This is a genomic window from Clostridium sp. KNHs214, from assembly GCF_000744935.1.
GTDB lineage: Bacteria > Bacillota > Clostridia > Clostridiales > Clostridiaceae > Haloimpatiens.
On sequence record NZ_JQMW01000004.1, the window covers coordinates 220,728 to 240,509 of the forward strand.

Consider the following 19,782-nt stretch of genomic DNA (forward strand, 5'->3'; position numbering starts at 1 on the left):
TGAATTATGAAATTTCATAGTTCCATCGCATTGTACCTTTTTATAGTTTAATCATTTAAATGAGTTTTTTAATTTATCTACAAAAGACTCTTTTTTGTCACCTTCGTATTTTTCACCACTAGCTTCCATAAAGTCTAGAATAGCCTTCTTTTGTGCCTCATTTAAATCCTTAGGTACATCTACTATAACCTTCACATACTGGTCTCCTCTAGATTTACTATTTATTCTAGGAACACCTTTTCCTTTAAGTCTAAATACTGTGCCTGGTTGAGTTCCAGCTGGCACTTTATATTTAACTGATCCATCCACTGTAGGAACTTTTATTTCTGCCCCTAAAGTAGCTTTTCCAAAGCTTATATGTGTATCTATATATATATTGATTCCATCTCTTTTAAAGTTTGGGTGTGGTTCCACCATTATATTTACATAAAGATCTCCAGAAGGGCCTCCGTTCTTTCCTGGTTCCCCTTGACCTCTTATAGGAAGTACATTTCCATTATCTACTCCTGCAGGTATATTGATCTTTATTTTTTTTCTCTTTCTTATAGTTCCTTTTCCGCCACAATGAACACACTTTTCTTTTATTATGGTACCTTTTCCTCCGCACTTATCACAAGTTCCAACGCTTACAAAGCTTCCTAGTGGAGTATTTCTTTGAACCTTCACCTGTCCAGAGCCGCCACATTTATCACAGGTTACTGGAGAAGTACCTGATTTTGCACCTGTACCATTACACTTTTCACATTTTTCATTTTTATCTATAGAAATTTCTTTTTCTACTCCAAAAATAGCTTCGTCGAATTTTAACCTTAATGTGTATTCTAAATCAGCACCTCTTTGAGGTCCATTTGGCCTTCTTCTTCCAGAAAAGCCACCTCCACCTCCAAAGATGTTTTCAAATATATCTGAAAATCCACCAAAGCCTCCACCGCCAAAGTCTGAGAAATCAAATCCACCAAAGCCTCCAGCACCACCATTAAAATCTGTAGTACCAAATTGATCATATTGACTTCTCTTATTAGGGTCAGAAAGCACTTGATATGCTTCGTTTACTTCTTTAAACTTTTCTTCAGCTTCTTTATTGTCTGGATTTCTATCTGGATGGTATTTTAATGCCATCTTCCTAAAAGCCTTTTTTATTTCCTCATCACTGGCTCCCTTTTGTAGTCCCAGGATTTCATAATAATCTTTACTAGCCAAATTTATTTCACCACCTAATAACCCAAATTAAGGGAAGGCAATAAATCCTCCCCTTATTTACTTTAATCTATTATTTATCGTCTTCTACTTTATAATCTGCATCTACTACATTGTCATCTGATCCTTTAGTATTTGCATTTTCTGCTGAAGCACCACCCATGTCTGGACCTGCGCCCTGAGCACCAGCTTGTTGCTCATACATTTTAGAAGATATTGCATAGAAAGCTGTTGTTAATTCTTCTTGTGCTTTTTTAATTCCCTCTAAATCATCTGTATCTTTAACTTTCTTTAAATTCTCTACTTTAGCTTTTATGTCTGATTTTTCAGCATCTGTTACTTTATCTCCAAGTTCTTCTAATGTTTTTTCTGTTTGGTAAGCTACTTGTTCAGCATTATTTTTTGCTTCTATTAAATCCTTTTTATTCTTATCTGCTTCAGCATTTTGTTCTGCTTCTTTCATAGCTTTTTCAACTTCGTCTTGAGAAAGGTTAGTTGAAGCTGTTATTGTTATTTTTGCTTCCTTTCCTGTTCCCTTATCCTTAGCTGAAACATTTAATATACCATTAGCATCTATATCAAATGTAACTTCTATTTGAGGTATTCCTCTTGGAGCCGCTGGTATTCCTGAAAGTTGGAATCTTCCTAAAGTCTTATTGTCTGAAGACATTTTTCTTTCACCTTGAACTATGTGAATTTCAACGGATGTTTGACCATCTGCTGCTGTTGAGAATATTTGACTCTTTTTAGTTGGAATAGTTGTATTTCTTTCTATTAATGGAGTTGCAACTCCGCCTAATGTTTCTATTCCTAAAGTTAATGGAGTAACATCTAGAAGAAGTACATCCTTAACGTCTCCTGAAAGTACACCTGCTTGTATAGCAGCTCCTAGTGCAACACATTCATCTGGGTTAACTCCTTTAGTTGGCTCTTTTCCTGTAAAATTCTTAACTGCTTCTTGAACTGCAGGAATCCTAGTAGAACCACCTACAAGTACTATTTTATCTATGTCATTTATTGAAAGACCTGAATCGCTAAGTGCTTTTCTCATAGGCTCTATACTAGCTTCTACTAGATCAGCAGTTAATTCATTAAATTTAGCTCTTGTTAAGTCCATATCTATATGTTTTGGGCCTGTAGCGTCTGCAGTTATAAATGGTAAGTTAATATTTGTTTGCATAGCTGAGGATAATTCTATTTTAGCTTTTTCAGCAGCTTCTTTTAATCTTTGAAGCGCCATTTTATCTCCTCTTAAATCTATACCATTTTCATTTTTAAAGTTTTCTGCAATGAAATCTATTATTCTATTATCGAAGTCATCTCCACCTAATTTTGTATTACCATTAGTTGCTTTAACTTCAAATACTCCATCTCCTAATTCTAGTATAGATACGTCAAATGTACCTCCACCTAAGTCATATACAAATATCTTTTGATTTGTGTCCATTTTATCAAGACCATAAGCAAGTGAAGCTGCTGTTGGCTCATTTATTATTCTTAAAACTTCAAGGCCAGCTATCTTACCAGCATTTTTAGTAGCCTGTCTTTGGCTATCATTAAAGTAAGCTGGAACAGTTATAACTGCTTGAGTTATCTTTTCTCCTAAATATGCTTCAGCATCAGCCTTCATTTTTTGTAGTACTATTGCTGATATTTCTTCTGGTGAATACTTTTTATCGTCAATTGGTACTCTATAATCAGTACCCATGTGTCTCTTTATAGATATTATTGTTTTATCTGGGTTAGTTATTGCCTGTCTTTTAGCAACTTGACCTACAAGTCTGCTGTCATCCTTTTGAAATGATACAACTGATGGTGTTGTTCTAGCACCTTCTGCATTTGGTATTACAACTGGTTCTCCACCTTCCATAACTGCAACACAAGAGTTTGTTGTTCCTAAGTCAATTCCTATTATTTTTCCCATTTTTATTACCTCCTATATATACTGGTTAGTTTGCAACTTTAACCATACTGTATCTTAAAACTTTATTTCCTTTTTTGTATCCTTTTTGAAATACTTCAACTACTTCTTTTTCTTTATAATTATCATCCTCCACATGCATTACTGCATTATGGAAGTTAGGATCAAAACCTTCTTCTGTAGATATTTCTTCTACACCTATTTTCTCAAAACTATCTTTAAATTGCTTTATAGTCATTTCTATGCCTTTTTTGATGTCCTCTACACAGCCCTCCACTTCTATAGCTCTCTCCAAGTTATCTAGTACAGGGAACATATGCTTAAGTACATCTTCACAGGCATCATCATAAATAGCTTCTTTTTCTTTGGATGTTCTATTTCTATAATTATCATACTCAGAAACTACTCTTTCCAATCTATCTTTCAATGCATTGTTTTCATTATTTAATTTAGTCTCTTCATCTTTAAGACTTTTATTTTCCTTTTGAAGATTTTTTTTATCCTCTTCTAATTTTTTTATTAAATCTTCTTTTTCATCCTTTTTTTCTCCTTTTGGAGAGTTGTTCTCTTCCTCATGATTTTCTATTTCCTCTGCTGTCTTATCCTCAAGTATTGTCTCATCACTCAGATCTTCTTTTATTTTTTTTTCCTCACTTGTCAAATGTACCACCGCCTTAATATTTTTATAACCTTTATTTATGAAGGTTATCTGAAGAATTCTTATTTAGAGTCTTTATGACTTCACTTAATATAGATATCACCTTAGGATAGTGCATTCTTGTAGGTCCTATAATTCCAACAGCTCCTAAAGGCCTATTGTTTATACTATAAATAGCAGATATGACACTACAATTTTCTGCACCCTCTATGAAATTCTCAGTTCCTATCTTTATAGATACTTCATTAGGGCTAAGTCCTTCATTTAATAACAATCTTATCTTTTCCTTGTCATCTAAAAGATTTAAAAATCTTCTAGCACTATCTATGTCATTGTATTCTTGATAATTAAATATGTTCGTAGCTCCTCCTAAATAAAACTGAGCATCATCGATTTCTCTCAAAGCATCTGCTAATGTGCTTATAATAACTTCTAGGATTTCATAACTATTTTGAAGTTCATCCTCTATTTCATAAATTATCTTATGAAAAAATTCCTCCACAGTTTTATATCTTAGCTTTTGGTTAATATAATTATTAAGTTTTAGAATCCATTCATCATCTATTTCTATATCTAACCTTACTATTGCATTTTTAACTAAAGCTGTATCAGTAACAATAGTTAAAAGTAAATTTGAATTATCTATTGGTGTTAACTGAATATGCTTTATATAGCTCTGTCTTAAAGAAGGCGCCTTTATAATGCATGTTAACTTTGTAAGCTGCGATAATAATTCTGTAACTTCTTGAATGGTCTTATCCATTTGAAAAATAGCTAAATCCATAATACTTTTTTGTATTGTAAATTCATCTTCAGGTGATATTGTAGGTAGTTGCATAAACTCATCCACATATAATCTGTATCCTTTATCCGAAGGTTTTCTTCCAGAAGAGCTGTGAAGTTGTTCTAAATAACCCATCTCTTCTAAATCAGACATTTCATTTCTTATAGTTGCTGAGCTTATTCCTAAATCATATTTTTTCGCTATGGTTCTTGAGCCAATAGGTTCTCCTGTGTTTATATAGTCGTGAATTATAGCTTGAAGTATTTTTATTTTTCTTTCATCTATATTCATAAATATCACCTCTTTTATTAGCACTCATTAGCATTGAGTGCTAACGACTATGTTTTAAACATATCACTCTAAATTTTTTTTGTCAATATAGCCTATATAATATAAATTTCAGTTAGTACTATTTAATATTACTTATCCATATTTTTCTCAATATATCTACTTATTACTCTTCCTTAATATGTTTCTCATTTTAAACATTACTATTTATGTGGCATAAGCAATATAAATAGTCCAATTTAACATAAGAAATCTAATCTAGTATAAAATCACTCATTATACTATTTGATACCTGTATGCCATCTGTAGATAAAAAAATTCTATCTTCACTTTCAATAATTAAATCAATGGCTTTATATTTATTTATAATATCTCCATATAAAGTATAAATATCTATATTAAATTTTTTCTTAAATTCTTTTTTAGAGATGCCCTCTATTTTCCTAAGACCCATAAAAATATATTCTTCTTTATCTTCCTTCGGAGTATTTTTATGCCTTTCTATCTGAGCACTATTATTTTTTTCCATAAGTTTAATATATTCACATATATCTTCTGTATTACAGTATCTTTCGCTATTTAAATAGGAATGAGCTCCTGAGCCACAACCTATGTATTCTTCTAAATTCCAATAAATCAGATTATGTCTACAACGCTTACCTTCCTTAGAAAAATTAGATATTTCATACTGCTCATATCCATTTTCTTTTAAAAACTTTATTGTTTCAATATACATACTTCTCTCCTCTTCTTCTGAAGGCAGAGATAAATTTTCTAAATTTCTATAAAAGGCTGTTCCCTCTTCTACTATAAGGCTGTAACAAGAAAGATGCTCTGGCTCCATACTTATAGTATTTTTCAAAGTTTCTCTCCACTGCTCTAAAGTTTGATTAGGAAGTCCAAACATCAAATCTATATTTATGTTTTTAAATCCACACCTTCTAGCCATTTCATAACTTTTTTTAAAATCTTCTAGATTATGAATTCTTCCTAAAGTTTTTAAAATATCATCTTGCCAAGCTTGAAGTCCAATACTAATTCTATTTACCCCCATTTTCTTGAAAAACTTAAGTTTTTCCTCTGTAAAAGTTCCTGGATTCCCCTCTATAGTAAACTCCAAATCTTTTTCCTTTTTTAAACCATCTAAAGCCTTCTTTATAACTTTCCATGCATCTAAAGACAAATAGGTGGGAGTACCCCCACCTATGAATATGGTATTTATTTTATTTTTAACTCCACTTATCTCTTTACTTAAGGCTTTAGCATAATTCATCATAAAAGATTCTTTTCCACTAAAAGAAGGAAAATCGCAGTAAAGACACTTCTGTTTACAAAATGGAATATGAATATATAATCCTACTGCTTTACTCATTTTAAATTCCTCCCTGTTTTTAGCAACTGTTCTACTGTTCTCTAGTGCCCAGTTACCAGTCCCTATTCATCAATCTCTAGTCAACCTTAAGTATGGACATAAATGCCTCCTGTGGGACTTCCACAGAACCTACCTGTCTCATTCTCTTCTTACCTTTTTTCTGCTTTTCTAAAAGTTTTCTCTTTCTAGATATATCTCCTCCGTAACATTTAGCAAGTACGTCTTTTCTTAAAGCTTTTACAGTCTCTCTTGCAATTATTTTAGACCCTACCGCTGCCTGTATTGGAATTTCAAACATTTGTCTTGGGATAATTTCTTTTAATTTTTCAGCAGTGTTTCTTCCTCTACTGTATGCCCTTTCCTTTGGCACTATCATAGAAAGTGCGTCCACCACATCTCCATTTAGAAGTATATCAAGTTTTACTAGTTCTGTCTCCTTATACCCATCCAATTCATAATCTAAAGAAGCATATCCCTTAGTCCTTGATTTTAATACATCAAAGAAATCATAAATTATTTCATTAAGAGGTAATTGGTAATGCAGAACCACTCTTGTAGTTTCTATGTATTCCATGTTTATAAAATTTCCTCTTCTTTCTTGACATAATTCCATTATGGAACCTACGAAATCAGAAGGTGTTATTATAGAAACTTTTACTATAGGTTCTTCCATAGCTCTAATCTCTGATGGATCTGGCAAATTAGTTGGATTAGTTATATCCATATGAGTTCCATCAGTTTTATAAACTTTATATATAACAGAAGGTGCTGTAGTTATTATGTCTAAATCAAATTCTCTCTCAATTCTCTCCTGCATAATCTCCATATGTAAAAGTCCTAAAAATCCACATCTAAATCCAAAACCAAGTGCTACAGATGTTTCTGGTTCAAATAAAAGAGCTGCGTCATTTATTTGTAGCTTTTCTAAAGCCTCTTTTAATTCATCATATTTAGCTCCATCCACAGGATAAATTCCACTATACACCATTGGTATAGCTGGTCTATATCCCGGAAGCGCCTCTGCAGTAGGTCTCTTAGCTTCTGTAACTGTATCACCTACACGAGCATCTCTTACATTTTTAATAGATGCCGTAAAGTAACCAACTTCCCCTGCCTTTAACTCTTCTACAGGATAAAAATTAGGTGCAAAAATACCTACTTCTGTTACTTCATATTCTTTTCCTGTGGATATAAACTTCATCTTAGTTCCTTGCTTTATAGTTCCATCTATAACTCTTATAAATGAAACAACACCTTTATAACTATCATAGTAAGAATCAAACACCAACGCCTTTAGAGGTGCTTCTTCATCTCCCTTAGGTGCAGGTACTTTTTCTACTATAGCTTCTAAAACATCTTTTATATTTAATCCTGTTTTAGCTGATACAACTGGTGCAGCATGAGCTTCTATGCCTATTACGTCTTCTATTTCATTTTTCACTTCATCTGGTCTTGCACTAGGTAAATCCGCCTTATTTATTACTGGAACCACTTCTAAGTTGTGATCCACTGCTAAATAGCAATTAGCCAATGTCTGAGCCTGAATACCTTGAGTAGCATCTACCACTAAAATAGCCCCTTCACAAGCTGCTAAACTTCTTGAAACTTCGTAGTTAAAGTCTACATGTCCCGGAGTATCTATTAAATTTAATATATATTCTTCTCCATCTTCACTTTTATATACAAGTCTTACTGCCTTAGACTTTATAGTTATTCCTCTTTCTCTCTCTAGCTCCATGCTATCAAGAACCTGTTCTTCCATTTCTCTACGAGTCAATGTGCCAGTTTCTTCTATCAATCTATCCGCAAGGGTAGACTTACCATGGTCTATATGTGCTACTATAGAAAAGTTTCTTATGTACTTTTGTCTTCCACCTTTCATCTCTACTACCGCCTTTCTTAACTTAACCTATACGAAAACTATTTTTCCATAATTAGTATCCATTAACCTATTTTTTATAAATCAATATTATTTATGCATATATAATAATCCATTTTTTAAGGTAAACTAAATCACAGTAAATTATACCACAATCACCTGAGCCCATGTCAAGACATAAGAAAATTGTGAAGTAAGTGCCATAAGAAAAATCACACTTTAAGTCCGTGAAATAATTGTAATTTGGAACTAATCACAATACGCTAAGAACTTCTACATGTTTGCAGATTTCAATTCCCTAAAACCTTAACTCGCTCCTTGCGTCCCTCAAACAAGAAGGTTTCTTAACGGGAATTGAAATCTGCAAACATAAGAAGTTCTAAAGCTAGTTCCATAGTCCCCAATTCCAATTTTTTCACTCCCTTAAAGTGTGATTTTTCGGTTCATGCATAAGCTATCTATGGAAGAATACAGCTAACTAAAGGATGATTTTCCTCCACTACGTTATGGAAAATCTTTTATTGGCGGCAGCCAGCCTAAATACGTAGGCATAATTAGGATTTATATATAAGAATATATAACTTTAATTGTTGGATAAATAAGAACTTGTAGATAAGTAATAGGTAATAGATAAGAGCTCTTACCTGGTCTACACTACAAATTTAAGATTTATATAAATCAATGCTTCACGGCAAAATATATTAGGCCTTATTTAGTGCTTTATAAAGTTTTTTTGGCGTGAGCCTGTTCATTTATAATGAATGATCGGCATATATGTTAAGAAACATAAATATGTATTATAACAACAAATTCTAACAGCTAAAAACTAGAACCTAGTACTAAAAAACATTTGATGACTAAGGATTTATATTAGTCCCAAAATGATTTAGTGGCAGTTCTTAATTTTCAGGCGGAGTTTATTTAGGCTGGCTATCGCCAATAAAAGATTGTTAAGCCCTTAAAGAAAAGCTATAACTATTCTATTTAATGAAATTGTTATAGCTTTTTTTGCTATTCCATTTATTTAATTAAAGATTTTCCGTAACATAGTGGAGGAAAATCCTCCTTTAGTAGGCTTTCTCCTCCCATAAGTAATGTACGCATGAACTGAAAAATCTGTCTTTAAGGTAACAATAAATATATTTTCTTAGACTATTGAGCTAGCTTTAGAAATTCTTTGTTTTCAAATTTCAATACCCGTTAAGAAGCTTTCATGTTTGAGCGCCGTTAGAAGCGAGTTTGAAAGCTTTAGGGTATTGGAATTTGAAAACATTAGAATTCCTTGGCGTATTGCGAACAGTCTAATAAAATATATTTATTGTGGACTTAAAGACAGATTTTTCTTATGGCACTTGCTTCACAATATATTCTTATTGTTTCCTATTTAGGTGTTCTGCTAATATTCTTGCTATATATTTTGCTGTTTTCTTGGCTTCATCTGTTGTATTCACATAAGATCCCATTTCAATCAAAATACTATTCTTACTCTTATTTTGGTTAAAATGTCTCATACCTCTATTATAATAATATATCTTCTGTTTTCTTAAAAGATTTGGATACAACTTATCACTTATGGATACTAATTTATTTGTCAAAGCTAGGTTACTTTTCACTAAAGGATTGCTCTTTTCTATTACAAACATAAATCTTGCTACTTCTTCTCCATTTAACTTTGTACTAACGAGCCTTTTATCTGATGCAGAATCTCTATGCATATCTATTATTAACTTAAAGTCACCATATTTCTTTAAATACCTATCTACAGTTTCACCAGATTTTTGGTAACACTTTGGGTAAATGGTATCATGGATAGTTTTATCATGTATTACACATATACCGTAATTTTGCATTAATTCATTTGCCAGAACATCTCCCACTGAACATATATTTACCTTTTGATCTTCACTGCTGGGGTTTCCTGGTCTATAACTTTCATGAGTATGAGTATGATATATAAGTATTTCTGGTTTATTCATATTTAAAGTTTTTTTAAGGCTACTATCATAAGCCGGACTTACAATATTTTTTGCAGTAGCATCATTGTCTTGTACGTCTTTATATACTTCTTTATCATCTAATTTAAATGGATCTATCACTAGTTTACCATCTTTATCATATATTTTATCTTCGCCTTTTTTACTATTGTTATTTTCATCTGCCTTTTCTGATTCGTCTTTATCTATAATTGCCATCTCTTTTTTTAATATAGACTTAGGACTTTTAATACCTAAAGTCTGCAAAAAACTCTCCTTTAAAGAGTAATTATTTAAAAGGTCATTATTTATTACCTTTGCTGTTGGGATGGCATAATTTAACACCTTTACATAAAAGGAAGACTTTTTGTTTTCTCCTCCTACTTCATATCCATTTACTAATTGAGGACTTAATAAAGTAATTATCATTATTGTCACAATACACCATATACTCATTATAAGTTTAAACCTTTTATTAAAGTTCAAGTCTACCTTTCTATTTATTTTCCTGTAATCCAATTTTACTCCCCCTTTGTTTATAGCGTTCTTAATTTATAGAATATTAATGAGAAGTAAAATATATTACTAAAATTACTAAATTTATATAAAATGTCAAATTATTATCCCACAAAAGCATTACATTACTTGAATTATGAAATTTCTCTGGAATGACTTTCATAAGAAGCAAAGGAACTATTTAAATCTAATTTTCAGAGCTTTTTAACTTAAATACTTATTTATATCCTCCAATTCCAATGCTGGTTGCAATGCTATATTTATCCCATTAGCTACTATTTTTGTTATAGATTCTACTACCATATCTACTTCTTTTGGTGTTACCATTAAATTCCCTACGTATGGATCTAATACTTCCTGTATAAGTTTCTGTTTTTCATTTTTATTTAAATCTTTTAACATATTATAAAATTTACCTCCAGTTTCCGATTGACTTATTAGTGCATCTACTACTAAATCTATGGTGTCATTAGCCATGGTAGCCGCATCAACCACTGTAGGAACACCTATAGCTATTACTGGGACATTTAATGTTTTTTCACTTAACTCCATTCTCCTATTTCCTACTCCAGAACCAGGGGATATACCTGTACTTCCTATTTGGATAGTACTATTAACCCTCTGAAGCTTTCTAGACGCCAATGCATCTATACATATAACTAAATTAGGCTTTACCTTATCCACTACAGACCTTACTATTTCACTACTTTCTATACCCGTAGTGCCTAAAACTCCTGGTGCCACTGCACAAACAGGCCTTATACCTTCATCTATTTCATTGGGAACAAGCTGTTTTAAATGTCTTGTTATCATTAATTGTGAAACTACCTTGGGTCCTAAAGCATCAGGAGTTACCTTTTCATTTCCCAGTCCTACTACCATGGCTGTCATACTGTCATCTAATTTAACTAAAGTTGATAGCTCCTTTGCAAGCACTTCACTTATATGATCTTTTGTATCCGCATCATAGTGTGCAAATTCTGGCATATCTATAGTTATGTAGTCTCCTTTAGGCTTTCCCATGGCTTTCTCACCAGTTTCATCAACTACTGTGACTCTTGTTACCTTTACGTTATTTTCTTCATATTCCTTTACCTCTACTCCTGGCATATCCTTATTATTTTGCTGTTTATATATTTCTCTAGCTTCCACCGCTAAATCTGTTCTTATACTAAACATAACAAAACACCCTCCTTTATCATGAATTTTTTAAAAATGTTGTTTATTTTATAGTATTCTACAAGTGTTTTTATTTTATCCCACAACTAGTTTTTCTAATAACATAAGGTACATGAAAAGAAATAACAAGTCAAAAATGTTAGTATATTTTGTGTCAGACAAGGAAGCAGACTCCGCCTTTGGTAAAAAGTATCGGCGGGTTCTGCTGACGCAGTATGACGCAAAATAGACTAGCATACTAACTTGTTATTTAAATGTTCCTAATTGTATATTACAAATTGCAAGTTAAATAAATTACTCTTGAAGTCCTATATAATTAATGCTATAATATCATTTGTTAAATATATATAAATTTATATATATCGCTTATGCAGATTTCCCCAGAGCTGCAAACCCTACAAAAATACAAGGGGGTGAAAAGGAATGGCAAACATTAAATCAGCTAAGAAAAGAATAAAAGTATTAGAAACTAAAACTCTTAGAAATAAGATGATAAAATCTGCTTTAAAATCTCAAATTAAAAAGTTTGAGGCTACAATAGCAGAAAATAATCTTGAAGAAGCTAAGGTTCAATATACAGCTACTGCTAGAGCTTTAGATATGGCTACATCTAAAGGTATATTACATAAGAACAAAGCTTCAAGAAAGAAATCTAGATTAGCAGCAAAATTAGCTCAATTATCTGCTTAATAATTAAACCGGTGTTAACACACCGGTTTGTTATTTTTAATTTTGTTTTATGCTATTAAAGTATTCATGATTAAAAGTTCCAGCTCTACTTTGTTATCTACAGATGAGCTTTTTATTTTTTTTTCTGATTCTATACATGAATTTAAAATATTTTTTAATTGTTGCTCTTTAAATTCAGTACTTTGCTTCATCATATTTTCACAGACATAAGGATGGAGTTTTAATTCCTTAGTTAATTCTTCCTTTGTTTTACCTGCCTTTATACCTAATTTTAAATTTAAAAGAAGCCTAAATTGTCTTTCTATCATACTTAAAATTACAGTAATGGACTCCCCTCTATATACGAGTTCATTTAATATATCTATGGCTTTATTAATATTTCTTCTAGAAAGGAAATCTACTAAATTAAATATATCATTTTCTCCCCTTTGAGGAAGTATTTCTTCTATATCTCTTTTAGTAATTTCTCTTCCTTCTGTATAGGCACATAATTTTTCCACTTCATTTTCAACTATATTAATATTATTGTCCACCACAGAGCAAAAGAAACTCAAATGACTTTTTTCAATCTTTTTTCCTCTCTTTTCAAACATTTCTTTTGTTCTTTTTTGAAGCTCCATCCCCTTCAATTTATCTAATTTACATCCGCACACTCCACTTATACCAGAAAGTTTATTAAAATTTTTCGATGGTTTTTCTCTTTCAGTTTCTAATGAATAGTACATTATAAGTATAGATTCAGACGGAATATCCTTTAAGTATTCCTTAAGCTCTTTTATAATCCCCTCATCTTTATCTTTGCTCAAAAGTTTAAAATTGTAAATCTCAATTAATTTCTTATCACTCATAAATGGCAATGTTTCACAGGCGTTGATTATAGAATCCATTGATTCTAGTTTACTTCCATCTATTTTTATGTAATTAAACTCCATAAATTTTTTTTCTAAAACCTTATCTTTTATATTATCTATTGTATCTCTTATTAATTTAGTATCACTACTACAAAACAAATATGCACTTGCTATATTATTATCTTTTATCTTTTTCTCTAGTTCAAATAATTTTAAAATCATACCTATCTCTCCCAAACTTAACTATTTACATAATTATTATATCAGTTATTTATAATTTCTAAAACATGTACACCATTTTTTAAACTATTACCATTCAACAATTTCCTGATACCTACTTCCAAATCCCCGCTTATGATTTAAGTGTTCCAATTTATTAAGCACTATTAATTCTTAAATTGTAAGTTCTTCTTTCATAGATTTTTTTATCAATACATAATGCAGATAAAACATTAATAGAGCTACAGCATAGTATTCATTCAATTTTAGAAGTGGTGGTGACAAGACTAATAGTATTTCATTTCCACCCTGTATTGCAGTGAGTACTGTATACAAAATATAACATATACCATTGAATATCCTTCTAAAATAAACAAAAATTATAGATAAATTACCTAATACTATAGATATAGAATACATGGGCATCAAAAATATATTTCCCATTAGAAAGCTAATGCTTACATCATTTATAGTAAAAGCTATATATGGTAAAGTAAATACCTGAGCACTAAGAGATATACTTATACTTTCATTTAAAAAACTAGGAAGCTTATATAAATACCTACTTACTTTTCTGCTATATAAAAGTATTCCAAAGGTGGCTAAAAAAGAAAGATTAAAACCTATATCTAATATATAGTAAGGCCTTATAGAAAGCAATATAATGGCCGCTAAGGAGATAGCTGATAATGCATCGTATTTTTTATATAATTTCTTAGAAAATTTACATATAACTATCATTGTATACGCTCTTAGCGCTGAAGCTTTCATTCCAGTAAACACTACATATATAAAAGTAGCTACAGCCCCTATCTTCTCTTTAAATATTTTTTCAAGCATCTTATACACTATGGATATGTGAAATCCCGAAACACAAAGCACATGAACTATACCTAATTTAGCATAATCCTTCTTTTTATCGTAGGACAAATATTTACTATCACCACAGCACAGTGCCATTATAATAGAGCTTTTATCTTTTTCTAATATTTCTGTATACTTTTTATATAAATTTTCTTTAAAAACATGCATTTTATATATCATATCTACTTTTTTAACATAATAATTTTTTACAAAAAACTTGCCTATTATGCCCTTTTCATAATCTACATTCTTTACGTACTCTCCTTGTACATAAATCTTCATTCCTTCTTTTAATCCACCAGTATTACCACATAAATAAATCTTTCTTCCTTTAAAATTAGCAGTAAAAACTCCCATTTTTTTCTCCGAGACCCTAAACCATTCTTCTTTAGATAATTGCACATTAAAATATAAATTAAAGCAGATCATTCCCAAAAGCAAAAAACATATATTTATAAAAAAGAACTTTTTATAGTCTAAAGTAAAGAAAAAGGGCACAATTATTAAAAAAATAAAAACAACACTTAAAGTACTGCTTTTTAATGATATTAAAAACGTAACAGAACCTACTATCATAAAAAACAAGTAATAAATAAGCGGCCTATTATACAATTAAAATACACCTCCCTATATATTGTTGACATATATAGTAAGGTGTAATCTTTTTTAATTTAAAATATTATTAAACCACAAAATGGAATTATGAAATTTCTCCTCCATGCCTTACATAAGAGCTCGGAACAATAAATTTAATTTAAGAAATTCTAATCTTTTAGGCATACAAAATTATCTAACGCTCACATTCAGCGTCCTGCCCCAGGTTCGCCAGGCTTACGATAATTTTATCTGTCTAAAAGAAGAATTCCTAAAATTAAATTTAAACAGTTCCTTTGTTTCTTATGAAAGTCATTTCAGAGAAATTTCATAATCAGATAATGTAATGCTTTTTGCGGGTTAATAAGAATATAAAATTTTAAATTGACGCAAAATATACTAGCATATTGACTTGTTATTTATTTGAATGTGCCTAATATATAATACATTAAAAACATATAGAAAGTTGACTATATAGTATCATACTAAGAATAATAAAAAAGGAATTAAAATGCTTATTATAAATAAAATAATAGATATTTTGCTTTTAAATACTTCTCTTTCTTTCCTCTTAAAATGTAACCCCATTAATACTATTAAAAAATTTAAAAGTATCAAATAAACATTATCAATAAAACCAGCGGATACGTATTGTAGTACATTAAAAGTTAAAACTGGTAAGGCTCCAAAAATTGCAGCTTTTAAAATATTTTTATTTAAAACATTTAATTTTTCTTCTTCTCTCCACTTATTTTCTTCTAAATTAATTTCATTAAAGATAACTATACTCATAATAGGTAAAGTTACCAAGTTTATATATAAGTAAAAATACATAGGCACTTCATGATTTTTATTTAAGACATTAAAAAGAGAAATATTAACCCCCTCACAAATAAAAACATAAATAAAATATAATATGATATCATTAAAAAAATTTTTAAAGCTTTTGCTGCTATTTATTAAAATCTTACAATTTTCCAAATTAAATTTTTCCGCAAATACATGACATAGTTTTTTTAAAGTATTACTGCATCCCTCACCTAAAGCCATAGATATATAACAGTGAGTTAAATATGACAAATCCTTAAGGTTTTTTCCAATCATAGCTAGATTATATCCTTTTTTCTTAAGCATTTCTGCTATCCTTACTTTAGATTTATCATCTATGTTTGAAAGTATGCTTACTTTACCTATGCTATATTCTAGCTGTTCCTCATTCATATAACTTATCTCTATGCCCGATAAAACTTGATCTACTTTTGTTACTAATTTAATCTTTTTCCCTATGGAATAAGCTGTAAGCTTATTATCTTTTGTTAAAAAAACAGGTTTTATGCAGTTTGTTCCATAATAATTTAGGTCATCTTCATAATCATCCTTTAGAGGATTATGAAAAGCTAAAAGTCCTTCAAAAACTAGATTACTCTCAATATTTTCATTCAAGCTAGGCTCATAGCTAAAAGCTCTTGACGCCAAAGCTACTACATTTAAACATTCTCCACATAACTTTAAATTTATGTTTTTTATTTTAGCAATATCATCCTTAGTTATTTCTCTTTCTACACCATTTAACCTTATATGTGTGCACCTTTCTAGTATATAATCTAGAAATCCCTTTACATTTGCTCTAAAGTTTTCGTCCACTTTATTTATTGTAACTACAGTTTTTCTAATAGGGTCCATAGGTATTTCTGCAATCTTAGGATATTTAGCTTCCAAAGAAATTTTATATATATTATGAACTTTACAAAACTCCATAAGCTCTGCCTCTTCTAATGTCTCTCTTTCAATTTCCTTTACAGCAGAATGTTTTCCACTACTGCATAAAACAGCTATGGAAATGAGCCTTTCTATATCTTCATCAAATTTAAACTGAACGCTAGGTACTTCCTTTAGTTCTCCATTTATATATATATTCTTAAACTCCATGGCTTCTTGAGATAATGTTCCCATTTTTTCAAAAGCTACTATATTTACATTACCTATTCCATAAAGAGAAGATATATTTTTTAAAACCATACCTTGTTTTTTCAATTTTAATATAGTATATGCATAAGCTGTAACTAAGACTATAAGCATAGGACTAGCTGTATATATAGATAAATTTTTTCCTAAGTTTCTAGCTGCCCCTTCTAAATTCATATACTTTTTAAACCCTAAGAATAGTTGTAATACCATAAAAGAAATCCAAATATATGTCATTAAGTTTAGTTTATTAAACAGCTCTTTTTTAAAATGCTCTTCCCTATTCTCATCTTTAAATGACATGTGTACTATATTACCAATTTGTGTTTTCATTCCAGTGGCAATTACTATACCAATACCTTCCCCATGTGTTACATAGGAAGACCTGAACAATATATTATTCATTTGAGACAAAGATATATCCCTATCCTCAATCTTGGTCTCATACTTGTCCACTATATAATTTTCACCAGTTACAGAGTTCTCTTTAACCTTTAAATTATTGCTTTTAATAAGCCTTATATCGGCTGGTACTATATTGCCTTTATTTATACAAACAATATCACCAACTACTAAATCTTCTACTGGAATTATTATGTCCTTACCATTTCTAATAATCTGTACATTATATGTATTTAATCTATCTATTTGATTTAAGCCCTTAAATCTATCCTTTTCTAATTTTACTATTATTCCTATATTTACTACAAAAGATACTGTTATAAATGCTGCCCAAATATAACTTTTACTATATATTAAAATTATAATGTTTATTATAAAAATTATCAGAAAAATATTTTTCAACTCTTCTACAATCAATGACCCAATATTCTTATTTACAGGCTTTTCTATCTTATTATCCCCATATTCTTCTCTAGACTTTAGAACTTGTTCTTCTTTTAATCCATAATAAATATCACTATTCAATGCCTTTACCACATAATTCCACGTATAATTATACCAATCCATCCATACCACACTCTCTTAATAATTTTACTTATATATAATACTATTATCCCATAATAAGCATTACATTACCTGAATTATGAGATTTCTCTGGAATGACTTGCATAAGAAGCGAAGAAACTGTTTAAATTTATTGTTCCCAGCTCTTATGCAAGGCATGGAGGAGAAATTTCATAATTCCATAGCATTGTACCTTTTTGTGGTTTAATCATAATACTTATTTATATTTTTTTACACACTACTTACTATACTTTAGCTTATACTAATCTACACATAACTTTATTTTACATTATAAAATAAATCTTTTCAAAAAAATTTCACAGCAATCAATAATTATAATCGTATTTTGAAGGTGTTTTCTTTAATTGATTTACGGCTAAATTTATTATTATGTGCTTCTATCTTATAGAAATTTATTCATATGTGAATTATAATATTATACGTACAAAATTTTAAACTAAGCGAGGTATACATATAAATGACTAAAGAAATTTTTAAGGGAAGTGCTATGCTGAATCCTGTACCCGTAGTATTAATAACCTGTAAAAATAAAGAAGATAAAATTAATGTTTTCACTGTAGGATGGATAGGAACAGCTTGCACCAAACCTCCTATGATTACTGTTGCCATACGCCCTGAAAGACTTTCTTATGATTACATAAAAGAAACAAGAGAATTTGTTGTGAACTTGCCTTCAAAAGATATGGTTAAAATAGTAGACTTCTGCGGCGTGCGCTCAGGTAGAGATATAGACAAAATAGAAAAATTCAATCTTAAACTTTCTAATTCTGAAAATGTAGATGTGCCTATACTAGAGGATTGTCCTGTTTCCCTAGAGTGTAAAGTAAAGTCTATAACTCCTTTAGGAACTCATGATCTCTTCTTAGCCGAAGTATTAGCAGTTCATGTAGAAGACAATCTGATAGATTCTAAAGGTAAAATTCACTACGAAGATGCTAATCTTATAAATTATTGTCACGGGGAATATTATCCTATGCCTTCAAAATCCATAGGGAACTTTGGTTTTTCTGTGCAAAAGAAGAATAGAAAAATAAGCACAAGAAAAAAGCATACATGTAAATAAGTAATTTCCAATTTTATTTTTATTTTAAGTTTTCACAAAAAGTAGGTTATCCCAACCATCTTTCTATAATAAATCTTTCATTATAAATCAGCGGGCCTACGCTCAAAAAACTTTTTAAGTGCTATGGGCCAATAAAAGATTTTTAAAGCCCTAAATGAAAAGCTATAACTATTTTGTTTGATGAAACAGTTATAGCATTTCTTACTATACCATTATTCATATTTAATTAAAGCTTTTCCGTAACGCAGTGAAAGAAAATCCTCCTTAACTCTTACTTCTTACCTTCTTACCTTCTCCACAAATTTCTATTTTAAATTCTCAACTCCAAATATCACCTAAAGAAGTTCTACTTAAATTTTTTAATTGAAGCATGATGTTCATGCGAATGGTGATGATTGCACATAACTTTTTTATCCTTTAAATTTCCTTCTAGATATGATTTTGCTAGCTGTTCTATTTTTCCTGAAGCCCCTCTTATAACTTTAAACCCCTTTTGCATTAAAGGATCATAAGCGCCTTGTCCTATTCCTCCAGCAATAACCACTTCTACTTTTTCACTTTCTAAAAATTCTGCAAGCCCCTCATGATCATGCTGTAAAGCTTCTGCAGAAATTTCCTTAATATCCACAACTTCATTTCCTTCTGTAGTTACTATAGCAAATTTTTCACTTTTGCCAAAGTGTTGATTTAATTCTTCGTTCAATTTTGGCATTGCAATTTTCATAATTTATCCCTCCTTATATCTCATATAGCATGCGCTAAGGCACATTCAAATAAATAAT

At 30.3% G+C, this 19,782-nt stretch carries 14 protein-coding genes; 2 read left to right on the forward strand and 12 right to left on the reverse strand.

Annotated elements, in window-relative coordinates; all coding sequences use genetic code 11:
• Positions 1-51: 51 nt before the first annotated feature.
• The 8 genes from dnaJ to gpr form a co-directional block, all read right to left on the reverse strand.
• On the reverse strand, positions 52-1,200 hold the full coding sequence (dnaJ, locus tag CC89_RS01245; protein ID WP_035288175.1) for a molecular chaperone DnaJ: 1,149 nt from the start codon (positions 1,198-1,200) through the stop codon (positions 52-54).
• A 70-nt stretch (positions 1,201-1,270) separates the two neighbouring features.
• A complete protein-coding gene (dnaK, locus tag CC89_RS01250) occupies positions 1,271-3,121 on the reverse strand; it encodes a molecular chaperone DnaK (protein WP_035288177.1) in 1,851 nt (616 codons plus the stop codon).
• 25 nt (positions 3,122-3,146) lie between these two features.
• Positions 3,147-3,779 carry a nucleotide exchange factor GrpE gene (grpE, locus tag CC89_RS01255; RefSeq protein WP_286161269.1) on the reverse strand — a complete coding sequence of 211 codons (633 nt, stop codon included), beginning with the start codon at positions 3,777-3,779 and terminating at the stop codon, positions 3,147-3,149.
• A gap of 31 nt (positions 3,780-3,810) precedes the next feature.
• Positions 3,811-4,851, reverse strand: a complete 1,041-nt coding sequence (gene hrcA / locus CC89_RS01260; RefSeq protein WP_035288182.1) for a heat-inducible transcriptional repressor HrcA — start codon at positions 4,849-4,851, stop codon at positions 3,811-3,813.
• 250 nt (positions 4,852-5,101) lie between these two features.
• A complete protein-coding gene (gene hemW, locus CC89_RS01265) occupies positions 5,102-6,220 on the reverse strand; it encodes a radical SAM family heme chaperone HemW (RefSeq protein WP_051931369.1) in 1,119 nt (372 codons plus the stop codon).
• A gap of 76 nt (positions 6,221-6,296) precedes the next feature.
• Positions 6,297-8,102 (reverse strand): translation elongation factor 4, encoded by a 1,806-nt coding sequence (gene lepA, locus CC89_RS01270; protein ID WP_035288186.1) that lies wholly within the window; start codon positions 8,100-8,102, stop codon positions 6,297-6,299.
• A gap of 1,367 nt (positions 8,103-9,469) precedes the next feature.
• Complete coding sequence (locus tag CC89_RS01275; protein ID WP_051931373.1) at positions 9,470-10,591, reverse strand: stage II sporulation protein P; 1,122 nt, start codon at positions 10,589-10,591, stop codon at positions 9,470-9,472.
• Between the two features lie 201 nt (positions 10,592-10,792).
• A complete protein-coding gene (gpr, locus tag CC89_RS01280) occupies positions 10,793-11,767 on the reverse strand; it encodes a GPR endopeptidase (protein WP_035288188.1) in 975 nt (324 codons plus the stop codon).
• A gap of 423 nt (positions 11,768-12,190) precedes the next feature.
• Here gpr and rpsT point away from each other — a divergent pair, with 423 nt between their 5' ends.
• Positions 12,191-12,457: a 30S ribosomal protein S20 gene (rpsT, locus tag CC89_RS01285; RefSeq protein ID WP_035288190.1), complete on the forward strand. Its 267-nt coding sequence runs from the start codon at positions 12,191-12,193 to the stop codon at positions 12,455-12,457.
• A 47-nt stretch (positions 12,458-12,504) separates the two neighbouring features.
• Here rpsT and holA read toward each other — a convergent pair whose 3' ends face one another.
• The 3 genes from holA to CC89_RS01300 all read right to left on the reverse strand — a co-directional run bounded on the left by holA (position 12,505) and on the right by CC89_RS01300 (position 17,919).
• The gene (gene holA, locus CC89_RS01290; protein WP_051931375.1) at positions 12,505-13,530 is read right to left on the reverse strand and encodes a DNA polymerase III subunit delta; all 1,026 of its coding nucleotides are present in this window, start codon (positions 13,528-13,530) and stop codon (positions 12,505-12,507) included.
• A gap of 171 nt (positions 13,531-13,701) precedes the next feature.
• Positions 13,702-15,003: a ComEC/Rec2 family competence protein gene (locus CC89_RS01295; RefSeq protein ID WP_207641490.1), complete on the reverse strand. Its 1,302-nt coding sequence runs from the start codon at positions 15,001-15,003 to the stop codon at positions 13,702-13,704.
• A 462-nt stretch (positions 15,004-15,465) separates the two neighbouring features.
• A complete protein-coding gene (locus CC89_RS01300; RefSeq protein WP_035288192.1) occupies positions 15,466-17,919 on the reverse strand; it encodes a P-type ATPase actuator domain-containing protein in 2,454 nt (817 codons plus the stop codon).
• A gap of 475 nt (positions 17,920-18,394) precedes the next feature.
• Here CC89_RS01300 and CC89_RS01305 point away from each other — a divergent pair, with 475 nt between their 5' ends.
• Complete coding sequence (locus tag CC89_RS01305; protein ID WP_035288194.1) at positions 18,395-19,000, forward strand: flavin reductase family protein; 606 nt, start codon at positions 18,395-18,397, stop codon at positions 18,998-19,000.
• Between the two features lie 346 nt (positions 19,001-19,346).
• Here the strand turns inward: CC89_RS01305 and CC89_RS01310 are convergent, their stop codons facing one another.
• Positions 19,347-19,724, reverse strand: coding sequence for a NifB/NifX family molybdenum-iron cluster-binding protein (locus tag CC89_RS01310; protein ID WP_035288196.1), 378 nt, complete (start codon positions 19,722-19,724; stop codon positions 19,347-19,349).
• Between the last annotated feature and the right edge of the window lie 58 nt (positions 19,725-19,782).